Annotated in this window: 11 protein-coding genes; 6 read left to right on the top strand and 5 right to left on the bottom strand. The window is 69.6% G+C overall.

From position 1 onward, the window contains the following. Positions 1–197: 197 nt before the first annotated feature. Positions 198–3,800, bottom strand: coding sequence for an ABC transporter ATP-binding protein/permease (locus BMW75_RS26580; protein WP_092582536.1), 3,603 nt, complete (start codon positions 3,798–3,800; stop codon positions 198–200). Positions 3,801–3,894: 94 nt separating this feature from the next. Between BMW75_RS26580 and BMW75_RS26575 the strand changes: the two genes are divergently transcribed. Then, positions 3,895–4,830: a LysR substrate-binding domain-containing protein gene (locus BMW75_RS26575; RefSeq protein ID WP_092582535.1), complete on the top strand. Its 936-nt coding sequence runs from the start codon at positions 3,895–3,897 to the stop codon at positions 4,828–4,830. Between the two features lie 52 nt (positions 4,831–4,882). Here the strand turns inward: BMW75_RS26575 and BMW75_RS26570 are convergent, their stop codons facing one another. The 4 genes from BMW75_RS26570 to BMW75_RS26555 all read right to left on the bottom strand — a co-directional run bounded on the left by BMW75_RS26570 (position 4,883) and on the right by BMW75_RS26555 (position 8,414). Further along, positions 4,883–5,671, bottom strand: coding sequence for an ABC transporter ATP-binding protein (locus BMW75_RS26570; RefSeq protein WP_175493276.1), 789 nt, complete (start codon positions 5,669–5,671; stop codon positions 4,883–4,885). Next, complete coding sequence (locus tag BMW75_RS26565) at positions 5,659–6,429, bottom strand: ABC transporter permease (RefSeq protein WP_076521480.1); 771 nt, start codon at positions 6,427–6,429, stop codon at positions 5,659–5,661. The genes BMW75_RS26570 and BMW75_RS26565 overlap by 13 nt, the downstream gene beginning before the upstream one ends. A gap of 18 nt (positions 6,430–6,447) precedes the next feature. Continuing rightward, positions 6,448–7,446 (bottom strand): aliphatic sulfonate ABC transporter substrate-binding protein, encoded by a 999-nt coding sequence (locus BMW75_RS26560; RefSeq protein WP_175493275.1) that lies wholly within the window; start codon positions 7,444–7,446, stop codon positions 6,448–6,450. Between the two features lie 212 nt (positions 7,447–7,658). Then, positions 7,659–8,414: an SDR family NAD(P)-dependent oxidoreductase gene (locus tag BMW75_RS26555; protein ID WP_092582533.1), complete on the bottom strand. Its 756-nt coding sequence runs from the start codon at positions 8,412–8,414 to the stop codon at positions 7,659–7,661. 152 nt (positions 8,415–8,566) lie between these two features. Between BMW75_RS26555 and BMW75_RS26550 the strand changes: the two genes are divergently transcribed. The 5 genes from BMW75_RS26550 (at position 8,567) to BMW75_RS26530 (ending at position 13,240) form a co-directional block, all read left to right on the top strand. Next, the gene (locus tag BMW75_RS26550; protein ID WP_371467727.1) at positions 8,567–9,475 is read left to right on the top strand and encodes an AraC family transcriptional regulator; all 909 of its coding nucleotides are present in this window, start codon (positions 8,567–8,569) and stop codon (positions 9,473–9,475) included. 120 nt (positions 9,476–9,595) lie between these two features. Next, the gene (locus BMW75_RS26545) at positions 9,596–10,783 is read left to right on the top strand and encodes an NAD(P)/FAD-dependent oxidoreductase (RefSeq protein ID WP_092582531.1); all 1,188 of its coding nucleotides are present in this window, start codon (positions 9,596–9,598) and stop codon (positions 10,781–10,783) included. Then, a complete protein-coding gene (locus BMW75_RS26540; RefSeq protein ID WP_092582530.1) occupies positions 10,767–11,450 on the top strand; it encodes a HutD/Ves family protein in 684 nt (227 codons plus the stop codon). The genes BMW75_RS26545 and BMW75_RS26540 overlap by 17 nt, the downstream gene beginning before the upstream one ends. Before the next feature lie 108 nt (positions 11,451–11,558). After that, on the top strand, positions 11,559–12,308 hold the full coding sequence (locus BMW75_RS26535; protein ID WP_092582529.1) for an electron transfer flavoprotein subunit beta/FixA family protein: 750 nt from the start codon (positions 11,559–11,561) through the stop codon (positions 12,306–12,308). After that, positions 12,308–13,240: an electron transfer flavoprotein subunit alpha/FixB family protein gene (locus tag BMW75_RS26530; protein WP_092582528.1), complete on the top strand. Its 933-nt coding sequence runs from the start codon at positions 12,308–12,310 to the stop codon at positions 13,238–13,240. The genes BMW75_RS26535 and BMW75_RS26530 overlap by 1 nt, the downstream gene beginning before the upstream one ends. Positions 13,241–13,244 lie beyond the last annotated feature (4 nt).

Raw genomic sequence — 13,244 nt, 5'->3', positions numbered from 1 at the left:
CGACGACTTAATGGCGTCGCGGGGACACGCGCGGGACGGCGTTCGGCATGGGGTACATCATGCAGCCTCCCTGTCGGTGGGTGAGGGGAAAAAAAGAAGGGCGAAGGCCCGAACTGCCGATTCTAGCGAAGCGGTCCGGGCGAATCAACGGGCCTTGCGCGGGCGACGGCGGGCGCTGTCGGTTTTTTTCAACGCGGCTAGCCGCGCAACGAGGCCGCGCCCGCGGATGCGTAGCCGCCTTGATGGCTGGCCAGGCGCGCATACACGCCTTGCCTGCGCAGCAACTGGTCGTGCGTGCCGGCCTCCGCCAGCGTGCCGCGGTCCAGCACCAGGATCAGGTCGGCGTCGCGGATGGTGGACAGGCGGTGCGCGATGACGAGCGTGGTGCGGTGGCGCATCAAGACGTCGAGCGCGCCGCGCACCTGCATCTCGGACAGGGTGTCCAGATGCGACGTGGCTTCGTCCAGGATCAGCACGGGCGCGTTCTTCAGGAAGGCCCGCGCAATCGAAATGCGCTGGCGCTGGCCGCCCGAAAGCTGCATGCCGCGTTCGCCCACGCGCGTCGCCAGGCCGTCGGGCAGGCTCTTGACGAAGTCCGTCAGCGCCGCCTGTTCCAGCGCGCGCGCCAGGTCCTCGGGGCTGGCCTCGGGGCGCGCCAGCCGGATGTTGCCTTCCAGCGTGTCGTTAAAGAGGTAGGTGTCCTGCGTCACCAACGCCACGCGCTCGCGCAGGCCGTCCAGCTTGAGCTGGCGCACGTCCATGCCGTCCAGCTTGACGGTGCCCGCGCGCGGATCCCAGAAGCGCAGCAGCAGGCTGGCGACCGTGCTCTTGCCGGCCCCCGAGGCGCCCACGATGGCGACCGTGGCGCCGGCGGGCGCCGAGAAGCTGAGGTCGCGCAGCGTGTCCTCGGTCTTGCCCGGGTAGGCGAAGCTGACATGCTCGAACGCGAGCGACAGGCCGTTCGCGGCGACCGGGGCGGGCAGGGGGCCGTCCACGACCGGCTCGGGTTCGTTGGCCACCACGTGCAGGCGGCGCGTGGCCGCGATGGTGTCGGCCAGTTGCCGGCTGACCTGCGATATCTCCGACACCGGCAGGAACGTCGCCAGGGCGATCAGCACCAGCAAGGGCAGCATGCCGGCGGCCAGCGCGCCCGCCTGCACCTGCAGGGCGCCCACGACGGCCACGGCCAAGCCGCCCAGGCCCATCGCGGTCTCGAACCAGGCGGTCTGGCGCGACAGGTCGCGCAGGATCTCCAGGCGTCGCGCGCGGTACTGGTCGGCGACCTTCAGGAACTGGTCGCGGCGGCGGCCGGTGGCCTGGAAGGCGGTCAGGTCGGCCAGGCCCTGGATGGTGTCGGTGGTGTGGGCGCTCATGTCGCCCAGGGCCCCGCGCGCCTTGTCGCCCAGGGCGTCGACGCGGCGCCGGCCGCGCACCGGAGAGACGAGCGCATAAGCCAGGAACGGCAGCAGCGCCAGCGCCACGGGCCAGCTGTAGACGCCCAGGAATCCCAGCACGGACAGCGGCACCAGCACCGACACGATGGCGGGCGCGATGGTGTGCGCGTAGAAATACTCCACCATCTCCACGTCCTGCGTGGCCAGCGCGACCAGGTCGCCCGAGCGGCGCTGCAGCAGATACGCGGGCGCCAGCCGCTCCAGCTTGTCGTAGAGCTTGACGCGCATGTCGGCCAGCAACTGATAGGCCATGGCGTGCGCCAGCCAGGATTCCAGCCAATGAAAGAGCGCGGCCAGCGGCGCCGCGATCAGCAGGCCCGCGATCAAGGCGGACGTGTCGCGGCCGTCGCGGATGGCCGCGACGATCAGCGCGCTGAACACGCCCACGCCGATGAACGCGGCCACGCGCGCCACGCCCAGCAGAATGGTTGCGATGAGCGTGCCGCGCCAGGGCCGCACCACCGACAGCAGGGTGCCCAGCGTGGCGCGCCAGCCGACCTGGCCGGCGTCGGCGTCCAGCGGGCGCAGGGCAGGGCCCTGGCCGCCGTCGCCGACGGGCGTGGCCGTGGCGTCCGGCCGCGGCGCCGCCGCGGGCTGCCCGGCGGCCGGATTGCGGTGCGCCGCGGCCTGCTCGTGCATCAGGCGGTAGTACAGCCCGCCCTGGCGCATCAGGTCGGCATGCGGACCGGCTTCGGCCACGCGGCCCTGGTCCAGCACCAGGATGCGGTCGGCGCCGATCACGCTGGCCAGCCGGTGCGCCAGGATCAGCGTCGTGCGGCCCGCCATGAGGCGGTCCAGCGCCTGCTGGATCAGCGCTTCGTTTTCGGTGTCCACGGACGACAGCGCCTCGTCCAGGATCAGGATGGGCGCATCGCGCAGCAGGGCGCGGGCGATGGCCACGCGCTGGCGCTGCCCGCCCGACAGTTGCAGGCCGCGTTCGCCGATGCGCGTGGCGTAGCCCTCGGGCAGCGCCATGATGAAGTCATCGATGTTGGCGGCGCGCGCGGCGGCGCGCACCTGTTCATGGGTGGCGTCCGGCCGACCCAGGCGCAGGTTGTCGTCGATGGTGCCGTGGAACAGGGTGATGTCCTGGCTGACCAGCGCAATGTGCGACAGCAGCGCCTGCGTGTCCAGCGTGTTGATGTCGTGCCCGCCGACGCGCACGGTCCCCGCCTGCGGCACGCATTCGCGCAGCAGCAGCCGCACGATGGTGGACTTGCCCGCGCCGCTGGGTCCGACGATGCCGACCCGCTCGCCCGCCGCGATGTGCAAGTCCAGGCCCTGGTGGGCGCGCCGCTCGGGCGTGTACGAGAAGGTGACGCCGTCGAACGCGATGGTCGGCGCGAGACGGGCGGGAGCCGATTGCGCGGCGCGCGCATCCGGCGCGGGCGTCAGCGGCTGCGCATCCATCAGCGCGTGGATGCTGGCGGCGGCCGACTGCCCCAGCATGCCCCGGTGCAGCACCGCGCGCAGGTCGCGCAGCGGGCGGAAGATTTCGGTTCCCGCCATCAGCACGATCAGCAGCGCCTCGATGCTCATGTCGCCCGAGGCCACGCGCCAGGCGCCCAGCGTCAAGGCCAGCGCTGCGCCCAGCGCCACGCCCAGGTCGCTGATGCCGCGTGTCAGCAGGCTGACCGACAGCACCCAGAACGTGTTGTCCGACAAGGCGCGCGCGCGGGCGGCCAGCCGCTGGCCCCAGGCCTTGCCCTGGCCATAGGACTTGAGGGTGGGCAGGCCCTGCACGGCGTCCAGGAATTCTTCGCCGAAATCATTGAGCGACCGCGTGCGCGCCAGGCTGGCGCGCCGGTCCAGCATGTGCACCGCCATCGGCCCGAACAGCGCAAAAAGCGCCGCGGCCAGCAAGACCAGCGCGGTCGGCACGTCCCAGAACGCAATGACCGCGAAGATGGCGAAGGGCGCGGCCGCGGCAATGGCCACTTGCGGCAGGTATTGCCCGAAGAAGGTCTGCAACTGCTCCACGCCGTCCACCACGGTGAGCATGACGCCGCCCGTGCGCTGGTTGGCGAACCACGCCGGCCCCAGCGCGACGATGCGGTCGTACAGCCGCGCCCGCAGCGTGTGCTGGATGGCGGCGGACGTGCGATTGGCCTGCACCGTGCGCCAGTCGTCGAAGAACGCGCGCAACAGCACCATGGCCGCCACGCACAGCGCGGGCGCCATCCAGTCCTGCCAGGGCGCGCCGTCGAACACGCGCGCGAGCAACTGTCCCAGGAACACGTAGCGCGCAATGCCGGCCGCCAGGGCCAACAGACCCAGGAATATGCCGCCCGCCATGCCGGCGCGCAGACCCTCGGTCAGGCGCCACAGCCTCGAATCGAAATACATAGCCATTACTCCATCCAGAGCCTGCATGGTCCCCGATCCGGCGCGCGCGCGAAAGCGATGATTTTTCAATCTTGGGTTGAGATAAACTCAACCGATGCCCGACACCCCCCACCGCACTCCGCCCCTTGCCGCCTTGCGCGCGTTCGAAGCCGTCGCCCGATTGGGAAGCCTGAGCCGCGCCGCCGCGGAGCTGAACGTCACGAAAAGCGCCGTCAGCCATCAGTTGCGCGCGCTGGAGGCGGATCTGGGGACGCCGCTGTTGCTGCGCGGCGGCACGGTGCGCCGGGCGCAGACCACCGAAGCCGGGGCCGCCCTGCTGGCTTCCGTACAACAGGCCTTGACCCTTTTGGAAACCGCCTGCCGCAACGTCCGGGCCTCCGCGCGCGGCAAGCGCCGCTACACGCTGAATGTGTCCGCCAACCCGTCGCTGGCCGCGCTGTGGCTCGCGCCGCGCATCGGCCGCTTCATCGAATTGCATCCGGACATCGACATCCAGGTCTATCTGCACGCCAGCCAGGATCCGGCCTGGAAAACCCAGGACATCGATCTGGCCTTCCTGCACGTGCGGGCGCGGGGGCCGCACACCGCCGAGCCCGGCGACATCCCGCTCATGACCGAGACGGTCGTGCCGGTCTGCAGCCCGGCGCTGGTCGCCGAGGCCGACCGGAATGATCCGCGCGTGTTCCTGCGCCACCGCTGGCTGGAAGAGAAACACATCGACAGCCCGGAGACCGACTGGCGCACCTGGAGCCCCAGGCTGGGCCTGGCCGATGCCGACTGGCAGGATCCGATGGTGCTGAGCGGGCTGAGCACCGTGGTGGCCGCCGCCGCGGCGGGCGTGGGCATCGCGCTGGGCCGCGCCCCGCTGATCGACGAAGACCTGGCGAGCGGCCGGCTGGTGCCGCTGGTGCCGCACCTGCGCATGGCCGGGTCGTGGGGGTATGTGATGCGCATCCACGCCAACCGGCCGATGGACCCGTCCCTGCCCGCGCTGGTGGAATTCCTGGCCGAGGAAGGCCGCCGGGTTTAGTGGGGCGCGCCGAGCGGGGCGCAACTAGTGGGGCACGCCGAGCGGGGCGCGCCTAGTCGGCGGTCAGCTCCATGCTGCGCGTGACCTCTTCCTGCACGCGTTCCCAGATCGCGCGCTTCAGGTCCACGAAACGCGGCGACAACTGCACGTCGGCGCTGCGCGGATGCGGCAGGTCGTTCTGGATGTCCTGCACGATGCGTCCCGGCTTGGAACCCATGACCGCCATGCGCGTGGACAGGGTCAGCGCCTCGTCGATGGAGTGCGTGATGAAAACGATGGTCTTGCCGCTCTGCTCGTAGATGGACAGCAGCTGGTCCTGCAGCACCTGCCGCGTCATGGCGTCCAGCGCGGCGAAGGGCTCGTCGAACAGCATCACGTCCGGGTCGTTGGCCAGCACGCGCGCGATGGACACGCGCTGCTTCATCCCGCCCGACAGCGCGTGCGGATATTTGTCCGCCGCATGCTTCAGGCCCACCATCTCGATGAACTTGCGGGCGATCGGCGCGCGTTCCTGGCGCGACATGCCGCGCATCTTCAGGCCGAATTCCACGTTTTCCTGCACCGTGCGCCACGGAAACAGCGCGTACTGCTGGAACACCATGCCGCAGGCGGCGGTCACGTCGGTGACCTGTTTGCCGTTGATTTCCACCGACCCCGTGTTGGGCGTGATGAAGCCCGCCATCAGGTTCAGCAGCGTCGACTTGCCGCAGCCCGAGGCGCCCAGCAGGACCAGGAACTCCCCGCGCTTGACCTCGAGGTTGACCTTGTCCAGCACGGTCACCTCGCCGTAGGCCTTGGAGACATCCGTCAGCCGGATCATCGTGTCGTTCATCGCTGCCATGCCAGCACCCATCGTTCAAGAAGCCGCAAACACAGATCGGTCACCAGCACGGTGAAACTGATCAGCACCATGCCCAGCACCACGGTGTCGGTCTGGAAGAATTCCTTGCCGTTCATGATCATGAAGCCCAGGCCTTCCTTGGAGGCCACCAGCTCGGCGGAGATGACGCAGGTCCAGGACAGGCCCAGGATGATCTTCATGCCCGACAGGATCTGCGGCAGACAGCCCGGGAAGAGCACCTCGCGCATGACCTGCCAGCGATTGGCGCCCAGGTTGCGCGCCGCGCGCACCAGCACTGGATCGATGCTGCGCGAGGCCTCCATCACATACAGCAGGGCGGGCACGAACGAACCCATGAACACGATGCTGTACTTCTGCGTTTCGGTGATCCCGAACCACAACAGCGACAGCGGAATCCAGCTCATGGACGGCAGCGGGCGCAGGAACGAAATGATGGGGTCGAAGACCGCGCGCGCCACCTTCGACGTGCCGAGCAGGATGCCCAGCGGGATGGCGACCATCACCGCGGCCAGGAACCCGACCATGACCCGGCGCGTCGAGGCCAGCACGTTGTAGAACAGCGTGCCCTGGTCCGACATGGACAGCGCCCGCGCCAGGACCTGGGACGGCGCGGGCAGGAAAATGGGATCGACCGCGCCGGCGCGGCACAGGCCTTCCCACAGCAAGAGAAAGCTGAGCAGGGAAAACACGCTGACCCAGAGCAGGCGTGTTTCCCGTGAAGACGAACGCGAGGACATAGGCAGGCTGTCCGGGGTTCAGAGGTACGAGGACTGGACCCAGTCCCTGACGGCGGGCGCGCGGTCGATCTGCTTGAGCGACACCAGCATGTCGGCCAGCTTCTGCATGCCGTTGACGAAGTTGCCCGGTTCCACCATCAATGCTTTCTGGTCTTCGGCCGAGTACCACTGCGTCTGCTTGATGACGGCAAGCTGCTCGTCCTTGGACAGGCCGGTCAGTTCCAGCAGCACCGCGGCGGCTTCCTCGGGCTGGTTGCTCAGCATGGCGTTGGCCTGGAACACCGCCGCCAGGAACTTGCGCACCGCTTCCGGATTTTCCTTGCCCAGCTTCGCATGGGTCAGCAGCACGTCGGGGCCGGGGGTGATGGCGTATTGCTTGTAGAGCGAGAACGCGGTGTCGTCCAGCAGGACGCGGGTGCCCGGCACGGCCTTGATGCGGTCGAAGGCCGGCGTCCAGGCCACGGCCGCGTCGATCTGGCCGCCCTGGTAGGCCGACAGCAGGTTGGTGGCCGGCAGGTTGATGATGGACACGTCGCGGTCCGGGTTCATGCCCGCCTGGCGCAGGACGTCCAGCAGCAGCACATGGGCGCTGGATGCATACGTGACGCCGATCTTCTTGCCCTTCAGGTCGGCGACCGACTTGACGTCGTCGCGCACCAGCACGCCCTCGGCGCGGCCGAAGTTGTTCGGGGTGGCGATGACCTGGAACTGGCGCGCACCCGCCGCCATCAGCGCCAGCGAGGACACCACGCCGGTGCCGGCCAGGTCGATGTTGCCCGCCATCACCGCGCTCATGCGGTCCGACGACGTGGCGAAACTCTGCCACTTGATGTCCAGGCCCTGCTTGGCGAAGAGCCCCGTCTTCAGCGCGATGTAGGCGGAGTAATGGCCCAGCCACGCGGAGCCGCCGTAGGTGTAGGACGCGCCCGCGGCGCGGCCGATCATCGGGAAGCCCAGGGCGCTTGCGCCTGCGAGCGCGGCGGTGCGCACCAGCATGGCGCGGCGATTCATGTTCATATTTTTCCCCTACTTGAATGTAGATTGACCGATAGATTCCATGTCGCCAGCACTCTGGGGTGCGGCAGACGAGACTTTCGCCCGAGCGCCTGGCGGCGGCGTGAATATAAGGAGCGGCGATGGTCAACATCAGCAGCGCTTAAGAGGCGCATGCCTTCGCAGGGGGGGGGATGGCGGGCCGCACGGCGCGGCCCGTCCGCGGCCGGCAGGCGTCAGATGCCTTGCCCGCCGGACACTTCGATGCGCTGGGCGTTGACCCACCGGTTGTCTTTGGACAGCAGGCTGGCGATCATCGGCCCGATGTCGTCGGCCACACCGACGCGGCCCAGCGCGGTCATGTCCGCAAAGGCGCGGTTGAATTCGGGCGTGTCGCGCACGGCGCCGCCCAGGAAGTCGGTCTCGATGGCGCCGGGCGCAACGGCGTTAACGGCGATCCTGCGCGGGCCGAGTTCCTTGGCCATGTAGACCGTCAGTACCTCGACCGCGCCCTTGGCCGCGGCATACGCCGCCCAGCCTGGCGCCGACACGCGCGTCAGGCCGCTGGACAGGTTCACGATGCGGCCGCCGTCGGCCAGCAGCGGCAGCAGGCTCTGGGTCAGGAAGAACACGCCCTTGAAATGCACGTCGATCAGCTTGTCGAAGGCCTGCACGCTCATGTCGGCGATCGGCGCCATGTCGCCGTGCCCGGCATTGTTGACGAGGTGATCGAAGGTGTCGCGCCGCCAGGTTTGGGCCAGCGCGGCCTTCAGGCGCGCCACGAAGTCGGGAAAGGCGGCGACATTGCCCGCGTCGAGCTGCAGCGCCACGGCCTTGCGGCCGAGCCGCTCGATCTCGGCGACGACCTCCTGGGCTTGCGCCTCGCGGCTCTGGTAGGTGATGACGACGTCGTCGCCCTTGCGGGCGATGGCCAGGGCGGCGTTGCGGCCCAGGCCCCGGCTTGAACCCGTGACGAGAGAAATCTTGCTCATAGATCGGCTCCTTGGTGATCGGTGGGGGGAGGCTTGATTCTGCGGCGCGGGCGGGGGATCCCCTTTGCCTGAACGTTGGCGTTGTTGGCCTGATCCTCCAAATGTGCGTGCGGACGGACCAGAACCCATTACGATGGCCTCGTGGAAAATCCTTGCCATTTCTGCCCATGAACGACACCTTGCTCGCCGCCGTCAGCCGCTATCTCCAGGCGCATGCCGGTCCGGACGGCGTGGCGCTGACGCCCATCGCGGGCCTGGCCGTCATCCGGGCGCTGCAGCCCAGCGGCCTGGACCATGCGATATCGCGGCCGCTCGCGTGCCTGGTGCTGCAGGGCGCCAAGCGCGTGGCGCTGGGGGCCCAGTCCTTCGATTTCACGGCGGGCGATTCGCTGCTGATCACGGCCGATGTGCCCACCGTCAGCCAGATCACGCGCGCCAGCGTCGTGCAGCCCTATTTTTCGCTGGTCCTGGAACTGGATCTGGCGGTGATGTCCGAGCTGGCCCTGGAGATGAAGCTGGGGCCCGAGGACCCCGGCGCGCCGGTGCGGATGGAACAGACCGACATCGAGGTGGCCGACGCCGCGCTGCGCCTGATGCGCCTGCTCGAGCGGCCGGCGGCGCTGCCCGTGCTGCAGGCCCAGCTTGTGCGCGAAATGCACTATTGGCTGCTGGTGGGCCGGCACGGGCAGGCGATCCGCCAGCTGGGCTGGCCCGGCAGCGGGACCCAGCGCATCGCGCGCGCCGTCGCGCTGCTGCGGGCCGAGTTCGCGCAGCCGCTGCCGGTCGAGCGGTTGGCGGCCGTGGCCGGGATGAGCCCCTCGTCGTTCCACCAGCACTTCCGCGCGGCCACGTCGCTGTCGCCGCTGCAGTTCCAGAAGCAGTTGCGCCTCATCGAGGCGCGCCGGCGCATGACCGTGGAAGGCGCCTCGGCCAGCAGCGCGGCGTTTGCGGTGGGCTATGAGAGCGTCCAGCAGTTCACCCGCGAGTACCGCCGGATGTTCGGCCTGCCGCCCGGCAAGGACGCCGAGGCGATGCGCGGCGCCGTTGGCGCGGCGGCCTGAGCGCAGCGCGGGGGCGCCGCGCTGCACGGCGCGCTTTTATTAAGTATTCGCGGCGCTTATATTGCGGCGGCTCCGAAATGCCGGGTCCACACTCGCGGCACTTGTCCTTGGAGCCTTGTCGTGAAAAGTTATGACGTGATCGTGATTGGTGCCGGCGTGATCGGCAGTTCGGTGGCCTTTCACCTGGCCGAGCTCGGCGCGAAGAACGTGCTGGTGCTGGACCGCGCGACCATCGGCGCGGGCACCACGTCGCAGTCGTCCGGCATCCTGCGCACGCACTATTCAGTGCGCGAGAACGTGGAGCTGGCGCAGCGGTCGTGGAGCGTGTTCAACAACTTCGCCAGCTATCTCGGCGACGAAGAGGCCTCCTGCGGCCTGGTCAAGTGCGGTTACCTCATTACCGCGGCCGATGACGACAAGCTGGAGCCCCTGCGCGGCGCGTTGGCGCAGCAGCAGGCGCAAGGCATCGCGCTGGAACTGCTGGACGCCGCGCAGGCCCGCGAGCTGCTGCCCATTGCCTCCTTCGACCATGCCGCGCTGATCGGCTATGAGCCCGAGGCGGGCTTTGCCGACGCGTATCTGGTGGCCACCAGCTTTGCGCGCGGCGCCCGCCGCCGCGGCGTCACCATCCGGGAGAACGTCAACGTCCAGCGCCTGCTCATCGACAACGGCCGCGTGACGGGCGTGTCCACGTCCGAGGGCGACTACGCCGCCCCGCTGGTCATCAGCACCCAGAACATCTGGACGCCGGAGCTCGCCGGCTGGACCGGCGTTTCCATGCCGGTGGTGCCGGAGCGCCACGCCGTGCTGGCGCTGGAATGCGACGCGGCGCCCTACACGTATTCGATGCCGGTCTTCAAGGACCTGGCCTCGCCCGGCATGCTGTATTGCCGCAGCTATGGCGGCAACCAGATGCTGGTGAGCGAAGGCGTCGTGGGCGAAGCGCTGCAGAACAGCGATGCCGAGCAGGGCGATATTCCGCTGGACTACGTGGCCGAAGTGGGTGCGCAGGTGGCGGACCGGTTCCCGGCCTATGAGACCGCGGGGCTGGCCTCGTCCTGGACCGGCGTGTACGACGTGACGCCGGACTGGAACCCGGTGCTGGGCCGCGTGCCCGGCGTCCAGGGGCTGATCGTGGGCTTCGGTTTCTCCGGGCACGGCTTCAAGCTGTCGCCCACCGTGGGCCGCGTGCTGGCGCAAGAGGCGCTGGGACTGGCGACGGACGTCTCGCTCACGCCCTACGAGCTGGGCCGCTTCCAGCGCGGCGCGCTGCTGACCGGGAAGTACGGCCTTGGCGCGGTCTCCTGATCCGCGCGCCCCGGTGCGCGCGAGCTGGCTGGCGCTGCCGCCTGAGCCCTGGAAGAACGGCGGGGGCGTCACGCGCACGCTGGCCGCCGACCCGGCCGGGCGCTGGCGCGTCAGCATCGCCGACATCGGGCAGGACGGACCGTATTCGCGCTTTCCCGGCTACGACCGCGTGTCGGTCGTGCTGTCGGGCGAGGGCGTGGCGCTGCAAGGCGAGGGTGTTGCCGTGGCGCTGCGGCCCCGGTCGCCCACCGTGTTTGCCGGGGACGAGGTGCTGCAGTCGCGCCTGGTCCGCGGGCCGGTGAGGGTGCTGAACCTGTTCGTGCTGCGCGGCTCGGCCGAGGCGCGGGTGGAATGCGCGGCGGGCCCGGCGTGCAGGGCGGGTTCGCTGGCGGGCGCGGGCGGGCGGCGGGTGACGCGGATCGTCGTGGCGGTGGACGCCGGCCGGTTCCCGGGGGCGCCCGGGGGCGCGCCTTGGGTGCTGGACGGCGGGGACTATGCGTGGGACGCGGACATCGGCGCGGCGTGGGGGGCGGCGTGGGACTCGGCGTGGGCGCCGGCTTCGGAAGCCGATCCCATGGCGCCGCCCGGCCCGGCCTGTGCCCCCGCCCCGGACGCCCCGTTCGCCGTGGGCCTGGACATCGCGGTCCACGCGCACGGCGCTGGCTGACCCGGAGACGCCCGTCCGCCAGGCGGAGGGCGGGCCTTGATTTCTCATTGATTCCTCATTGATTCCTCATTGATTCCTCATTGATCTCATTTACGCAGGAGTGATCCCATGAAGGTACTTGCCGCGGTCAAGCGCGTGGTTGACTACAACGTCAACGTGCGCGTCAAGGCCGACCAGAGCGGCGTGGACATCGGCAACGTCAAGATGTCGATGAACCCGTTCGATGAAATCGCCGTCGAGGCGGCTGTGCGTCTGAAAGAGCAGGGCATTGCGGCCGAGGTGGTGGCCGTGTCTTGCGGCACGGCGCAATCGCAGGAGACCTTGCGCACCGCGCTGGCCATCGGCGCCGACCGGGGCGTGCTGGTGCAGACCGACGTGGCGCTGCAACCGCTGGAAGTGGCCAAGCTGCTGCGCGCCGTTGTGCAGAAGGAAGCGCCCGCGCTGGTGATCCTGGGCAAGCAGGCCATCGACGACGACGCCTGCCAGACCGGCCAGATGCTGGCGGCCCTGCTGGGCTGGCCGCAGGCCACCAATGCCAGCGCCATCGAGATCGGCGCCGGCACGGCGCGCGTGACGCGCGAGGTCGACGGCGGCCTGGAAGTGGTGGAACTGACGCTGCCGGCCATCGTCACGGCAGACCTGCGCCTGAACGAACCGCGCTACGTCACCCTGCCCAACATCATGAAGGCCAAGAAAAAGCCGGTGGACGTCGAAACGCCGCAGGCCCTGGGCGTGGACCCCGTGTCCCGCCTGCAAACGCTGCGCGTCGAGGAACCCGCGGCGCGCGCGCCCGGCGTCAAGGTCGCCGACGTGGCCGCGCTGGTCGACAAACTGAAGAACGAAGCCAAGGTGATCTGATGACGGTCCTAGTTATTGCCGAACACGACAATCGGGCGCTCAACGGCGCCACGCTCAACGCCATCGCCGCGGCCGCGACGCTGGCCATGCCGGTGCATGTGCTGGTCGCGGGCGCAGAGGCCGGCGCGGCGGCCGAGGCCGCCGCGCGGGTCGCCGGCGTCGACAAGGTATTGCTGGCGCAGGCGCCGCAGCTTGCGGACGGCCTTGCGGAGAACCTGGCCGCGCAGGCGGCCGCCGTGGCCGCGGGCTACTCGCACGTGTTCCTCGCCGCCACGGCGCAGGGCAAGGGCGTGGCGCCGCGCGTTGCCGCCTTGCTGGACGTGGCGCAGGTCTCGGACGTGATCGAGGTGCTGGCGCCCGACACGTTCAAGCGTCCCATCTACGCCGGTAACGCCATCGCCACGGTAAAGAGCGGCTACCCGGTGATCGTGGCCACCATACGGCCCACGGCCTTCGACCCGGCCGCCGCCGAGGGCGGCAACGCGGCGGTGGAAGCCATCGAGGCCGTGGCCGGGGCCGGGCTGTCGCGTTTCGTCAGCCGCGAGATCGCGGTGTCCGAACGCCCCGACCTGGGCAGCGCCCGCGCCGTGGTGTCGGGCGGCCGGGGCCTGGGCAGCGCCGACAACTTCAAGCTGCTGGATCCGCTGGCCGAGAAGCTGGGCGCGGCCCTGGGCGCCTCGCGCGCCGCCGTCGACGCGGGCTACGCGCCGAACGACTGGCAGGTCGGGCAGACGGGCAAGATCGTTGCGCCCGACCTGTACGTCGCGGTCGGGATCTCGGGGGCCATCCAGCATCTGGCGGGCATGAAGGATTCCAAGGTCATCGTCGCGATCAACAAGGACGGCGACGCGCCGATCTTCGGCGTGGCGGACTACGGCCTGGTCGGCGACCTGTTCGAGGCCGTGCCGGCCTTGACGTCCTCGCTGCCCTGAACCG

This window comes from Achromobacter sp. NFACC18-2 (assembly GCF_900108985.1).
Lineage (GTDB): Bacteria > Pseudomonadota > Gammaproteobacteria > Burkholderiales > Burkholderiaceae_B > Achromobacter.
This window is presented reverse-complemented; position numbering and strand designations above follow the sequence as displayed.

Coding starts and splice junctions, on each gene's coding strand:
- BMW75_RS26580 (WP_092582536.1), bottom strand. CDS start 3,800: ATGTATTTCGATTCGAGGCTGTGGCGCCTGACCGAGGGTCTGCGCGCC.
- BMW75_RS26575 (WP_092582535.1), top strand. CDS start 3,895: ATGCCCGACACCCCCCACCGCACTCCGCCCCTTGCCGCCTTGCGCGCG.
- BMW75_RS26570 (WP_175493276.1), bottom strand. CDS start 5,671: ATGGCAGCGATGAACGACACGATGATCCGGCTGACGGATGTCTCCAAG.
- BMW75_RS26565 (WP_076521480.1), bottom strand. CDS start 6,429: ATGTCCTCGCGTTCGTCTTCACGGGAAACACGCCTGCTCTGGGTCAGC.
- BMW75_RS26560 (WP_175493275.1), bottom strand. CDS start 7,446: ATGAACATGAATCGCCGCGCCATGCTGGTGCGCACCGCCGCGCTCGCA.
- BMW75_RS26555 (WP_092582533.1), bottom strand. CDS start 8,414: ATGAGCAAGATTTCTCTCGTCACGGGTTCAAGCCGGGGCCTGGGCCGC.
- BMW75_RS26535 (WP_092582529.1), top strand. CDS start 11,559: ATGAAGGTACTTGCCGCGGTCAAGCGCGTGGTTGACTACAACGTCAAC.
- BMW75_RS26530 (WP_092582528.1), top strand. CDS start 12,308: ATGACGGTCCTAGTTATTGCCGAACACGACAATCGGGCGCTCAACGGC.